This is a genomic window from Carnobacterium sp. (genome assembly GCF_040274425.1).
Map to the genome: position 1 here is coordinate 1 of NZ_JBEMBC010000117.1, position 5,568 is coordinate 5,568.

Consider the following 5,568-nt stretch of genomic DNA (forward strand, 5'->3'; position numbering starts at 1 on the left):
ATCAACCCGGTCTATTTGAACCGTTTGATGGTTCAAAAAGTACTGAACCTTTTGAATTTTTCATCTATGATAATCAATAACAATACTGGAATAATTTCCATATATGGCGTAAACATGTCAGACCCTACCCTTTTTACATATTTGCTTGTCTGCAATGGATAGGCAAGGAAATAGTTTAGCAGATGAACTTTTCTTCGATCACTTAATATATCTACAATATGTACACTTATATTATCGATGTCATGCTCTAGCCACAGACTCGACAACACCGGAGATTTACATCTAATTTAGCGACATGAAACAACCAATAGCACATGTTTTCCAATTATTGGAAAACATGTGCTATTGGTTGTTGAATATATTTAAAAGGACAAGCATCCTTAAATTAAGATTTTGCTTCGCAATTTGTTTGCCTATATTTGTGCGTTCTACAATTAAATCTCGTTAGCAATCTTCAAAGACACTAAAGACAGTGAAGATTTAACATCCAGTTGATGAACTTTCAATAAATACAAGATTTAAAATATGAATATCAATATTTTCATTGAAAAGCTATTTATAACCTTCAAAGCTTCCTTTATACACCTTGCTAATCAATCAAGTTTCGTAACCACTAAAACATGGTGAGGATGCAATTGATTAAGTAAATCCGTAAATTTAGGATGATGATGATGTCTAGATCATTTATTTGCATATATTTTTCACCGTGTTCAGTTTCTAGCATTGGAATTTGAGATGTTAGCTCTTGTTGTGTCTTACTTCCACGTGTATAACCATATTTCATTATAATCCTCTTTCATATAAAATTCTAAAATGCCATATGATTGTAATTTATGAGCTAATTAAAAATTTGTTGTAAAAGTAAAATAAAATCGTATCTAGAAGATTTAGGTTGCGGTTATATGTATGTATAGTTAAATATTTTATCTACTTATAACTTAATTGAGCGATCTATATAATAATGTTATTGTTAATTGTATAAATGTAGTGAGAAGGAGATAAACATGGCTTCAATTAAGGATGTTGCAAGGTTAGCAAAAGTATCTGTTGGAAGTGTTTCAAAATATTTGAACGGTGGTAAGCTAAAAGAAAAAACAAAAATAGCAATTGAAGAAGCGATCAAAGAGTTAAACTATGAGAAAAATATATATGCCACTGGATTAAGAACAAATAGAACCCATACGATTGCCTTACTTATACCAACTATTTGGAATCCTTTCTTTAGTGAACTAGCATTTTATATTGAAACAGAATTAAGATATTACCAAACTAAGTTAGTGTTATGCAACACTATAAATAATTATGAAAATGAAGTTGCCTATATTGCGATGGCACGCCAAAATAAAATTGATGGATTAATTACATTATCTTATAGTAATGTAGACGCCTACATTTCTAGTGAACTACCAGTTGTAAGTATAGATCGTTACTTTTCCGAAAAGATACCAACAATCATGAGTGATAATTTTACGGGAGGTAAATTAGCTGCTGAAAAATTACAGCAAGCAGGCGCAACTAAATTGGCGTTCATTGGCTATGGCTCAATTTATGAAAATTCGACAAGAGATCGTTATCGTGGTTTTCAGGATTACTGTAAAACTAATAAGATCGATTGGAAAAGTTTTTATTATGAAGGACACCATGGAGAGTTTAGAGAACAATTATCCTTATTTGTTCAAGAACAAATAATAAATAAAGAAATAGATGGGATATTTGTGGTAACAGATGAGCAAGCTATGGAAGTTATTGATTTACTTCACCAAAACGGCAAGAGAGTCCCAGAAGATATCCAAATTATTGGTTTTGATGGGAGTAAACAATCTAATAACACTCCAATTTATCTTTCTAGCATCCGACAATCAGTTCCAGAAATTGCAGCTGAAGCAGTGAAGTGTTTATTCAAAATTATTGAAAAAGAAGAAGTTCATCTACAAACGATTTTACCAATAACTTATCAACCTGGAACAACAACTAGAGATTAGATTTATTATATATGAAAAACAAGTTTTCAATCTTTTAAATAGGTGCTTTGTTATCAGCCCCATATTTGTAAGGCCAAAAATAATTGACAACTTGTTTTTTTTGGTTTATATTTTTAAAAATGAAACGTTTCATTTTTAAATCTTATGGAGGTGTATAGTAAATATGTTAGATAGTAAAAAGATAGCAACAGATATTATTCTTGGAGTTGGTGGAGTGGAAAATATTGTTTCAGCTGCCCATTGTTCCACTAGATTACGTATAGTTTTGAAAAACGATAGTCTTATAGCCACAGATACTATCTCTGAAATTGACGGTGTTAAAGGCTCATTTAATAACGGTGGACAATTTCAAATAATTCTAGGTACTGGATTAGTAAACAAGGTTTATCAAGAGTTTTTAAATCAGACTAATCTATCTGAAATAGGTAAAGATGAATTAAAAGAAATAGCTTCAAGCAAATTGAATATAGTGCAACGAGTTTTGAAAGCGCTAGCAGATGTGTTTGTTCCAATTTTACCAGCTTTAGTGGCTTCGGGATTATTGATGGGAATAAATAATTTATTAACAGCCGAAAGTTTATTTATTCCTAATCAGACAATAATCGAGGCTTACCCACAATTCTCAGATTTAGCAGGAATGATTAATCTATTCTCTAATACTGCATTTGTATTTCTCCCTGTCTTGATTGGATTTTACGCGGCTCAAACTTTTGGTGCGACTCCTGTTTTAGGTGCGGTTATTGGCGCATTAATGATTCATCCCGATTTATTAAATGGTTATGAGTATGGTCAAGCATTACTGGAAAATAATTTACCAGTGTGGAATATTTTTGGTTTTGAAATCGCTAAGGTAGGTTATCAAGGAACCGTTTTACCCGTAATTGGAGCAGCGTTTGTTTTAGCTAAAATAGAAAAATTATTGCAGAAATTTATTCCAATGATGTTAGATAACATCGTTACCCCCTTACTTTCAGTGTTACTTACAGCAACTTTTACTTTTGTAGCTATTGGTCCTGTCATGAGAGTAGTCGGAGATTGGATGACTAACGGTGTAATGTGGTTATTCTTTGAGTTAGGACCTATAGGAGGAGCCATTTATGGAGTTGTATATCCATTACTTGTCATTACAGGTATGCACCATAGTTTGGTTACTTCTGAAATGCAAATCTTGGCTAATATTGAAACACTTGGAGGTTCACCAACTTTTGCAGTTGTAGCTGCTTCCAATGTGGCACAAGGTGCTGCTGCTTTAGCAGTGTTTTACCTATTTAAAAAAGATATTAAAATGAAATCCATTGCTTCAGCAGCAGGCGTATCAGCTTTACTAGGGATTACTGAACCCGCTGTTTTTGGTGTCAATTTGAAACTCAAATATCCTTTTATTGCAGCCCTTATTGGATCAGCAACAGGAGCAGCTTACGCTACATGGATGAACGTTTTATCCGTATCACAAGGGCCCGCTGGTCTACCAGGAGTGATTGTCATTCGACCACAATCGATGATTCAATATTTAATTTCTTTAGGAATAGCTTTTATTGTAACGTTTATTTTTACAATACTATTTGCGAAAACCAATAAGATAAAAAAAATAAATTAAAAAAGGAAATTGTGAGGGATTTTATAAATGGAATGGACAAAAAAAGAGCGTTACAAAAGGATTGATGATGTTTCTAGTGCTTATATGACAGAATTGAAAAAAAAAGTTGACGAGGGACCTTATCGACAAACTTTTCATATTCAACCTAAAACAGGATTATTAAATGATCCAAACGGTTTTAGCTATTATAACGGCCAGTATCACTTATTTTATCAGTGGTTTCCTCTAGGTCCAGTGCATGGCGTGAAGTACTGGTATCACATGGTTTCTAATAATTTGGTTGATTGGGAAGATAAAGGTATTGCATTGAGCCCCGATACTAAATACGATAGCCATGGTGTCTTCTCAGGTACAGGATTCGTGAAAGATGACCAATTACATTTGTTCTATACAGGCAACACTCGAACAGAAAATTGGAAGCGAATTCCTTATCAATGTCATGCAGTAATGGGCAAAGATAACAACATCAAGAAATCTCAAAAACCGTTGATTATAGATTCACCCGAAGGATACACGGATAACTTCAGAGACCCTAAAATTATTGAACAAAATGGTTACTATTACTGTATTATCGGAGCAGAAACAAGTAATCATGAAGGAGCAATTGTTTACTATGTTTCAGATGATTTAGAAAAATGGACGTATCAACAAGCAATAGAATTAAAAGGGAATATTACTTCAGAAAATCAAGGATTTATGTGGGAATGTCCAGACTATTTTGAGTTAGACAATCATGGGGTTCTCTTATTTTCACCTCAAGGGATGACCGAGAAAGGAGATAAATATCAAAATATTTATCAATCTGGTTATTTATTAGGAAATCCCCTTGATTTTACTAAAGGGGTTTTTCATGTAACTGAGGACTTCACAGAATTAGATAGAGGTTTTGATTTTTACGCGCCTCAAACAATGACTGATCCAAATGGACGTCAATTGTTAGTTGGATGGTTAGGTCTTCCTGGTGTCGATTGTGTTACAGATGAATTTGGATGGGCTCACTGTTTAACAATTTTGCGTGAAATCAGTTTAAAAAACGGGAAAATTTATCAGAAACCTGTACCTGAACTAGCTTTACTACGTGGGAAGAAAAATACAGTAGAAATAGAGTTAGAAAACGAAGTAGTAATTGTTAATCAATTTTCTGCTAGAACTTACGAACTCCAAGCATCTTTTACTAATATAACTGGACAATATGTAGGTCTAAGTTTTCGAATGGGCGACAAGGAAGTAACCAATTTCTACTATGACCGAGTAGAAAAAAAATTAGTTTTTGATCGGGGGCAATCTGGTGAAACATCAACTGCTGAATTTGGAACTTTAAGGAAATGCGATTTTTCTGAAGAAGAACTACAGATTCAATTGTTTATGGATGAGTCCTCCGTCGAAATATTTGTGAATGATGGTTTAGAAGTCTTTACGTCGCGTCTTTATTCACAAGTAGATCAAAATCAAATACAGTTCTATGCAAAAGGACATGCAATTGTAACAGCAACTCAATGGGAAATTGGATAAAGGGAGGATCAACTAGGATAAATATAATATATCAAGGAGGCTTTAATTGATTTTATTTGTTCCGGTCATCTAGGATTAAAAAAGGAAATAAAGTCACACTTTAAAGACAAGCATGCTATTAATTTAGCCAATACGAAACCCCTCTAGATTTCTAGAGGGGTTGTTTATTACTTTGCTACTTTTAAGGGTCATTTATTCTTATAGTTCGATTGAGTAGAGTTTTCATCTGGTTACAGATGATTCTAAATAAAATATTTTATACTGTTTACCAAGTTCCGTTAATTTCTCTTAATCCCGCTAATCCTATTAGTGTTCCTAATCTTTATCATTATTCTTTTGATTAGTTGTAAGTTTAACGATTAATTCTTTTTTTCGCTACTCATCCTATCACTTTTCAACTATAATAATAGAAATAAGAACTTATAAAGTAATCGATTAAAAATGGGGGTTGTATCATGGAAGAAAATAACACAGTAA

At 33.0% G+C, this 5,568-nt stretch carries 4 protein-coding genes; 3 read left to right on the forward strand and 1 reads right to left on the reverse strand.

From position 1 onward, the window contains the following. Window positions 1–32: 32 nt before the first annotated feature. On the reverse strand, window positions 33–269 hold the full coding sequence (locus ABS911_RS15395; RefSeq protein ID WP_502880551.1) for a transposase: 237 nt from the start codon (window positions 267–269) through the stop codon (window positions 33–35). A gap of 735 nt (window positions 270–1,004) precedes the next feature. Here ABS911_RS15395 and ABS911_RS13970 point away from each other — a divergent pair. The 3 genes from ABS911_RS13970 (at window position 1,005) to ABS911_RS13980 (ending at window position 5,091) form a co-directional block, all read left to right on the forward strand. After that, window positions 1,005–1,982, forward strand: a complete 978-nt coding sequence (locus ABS911_RS13970) for a LacI family DNA-binding transcriptional regulator (RefSeq protein ID WP_350468063.1) — start codon at window positions 1,005–1,007, stop codon at window positions 1,980–1,982. Between the two features lie 163 nt (window positions 1,983–2,145). Continuing rightward, a complete protein-coding gene (locus ABS911_RS13975; protein ID WP_350468064.1) occupies window positions 2,146–3,579 on the forward strand; it encodes a sucrose-specific PTS transporter subunit IIBC in 1,434 nt (477 codons plus the stop codon). 27 nt (window positions 3,580–3,606) lie between these two features. Beyond that, entirely contained in the window at window positions 3,607–5,091 is a 1,485-nt protein-coding gene (locus ABS911_RS13980; RefSeq protein WP_350468065.1) for a glycoside hydrolase family 32 protein, read from the forward strand. The last annotated feature ends 477 nt before the right edge of the window (window positions 5,092–5,568 follow it).

Coding starts and splice junctions, on each gene's coding strand:
- ABS911_RS13970 (WP_350468063.1), top strand. CDS start 1,005: ATGGCTTCAATTAAGGATGTTGCAAGGTTAGCAAAAGTATCTGTTGGA.
- ABS911_RS13975 (WP_350468064.1), top strand. CDS start 2,146: ATGTTAGATAGTAAAAAGATAGCAACAGATATTATTCTTGGAGTTGGT.
- ABS911_RS13980 (WP_350468065.1), top strand. CDS start 3,607: ATGGAATGGACAAAAAAAGAGCGTTACAAAAGGATTGATGATGTTTCT.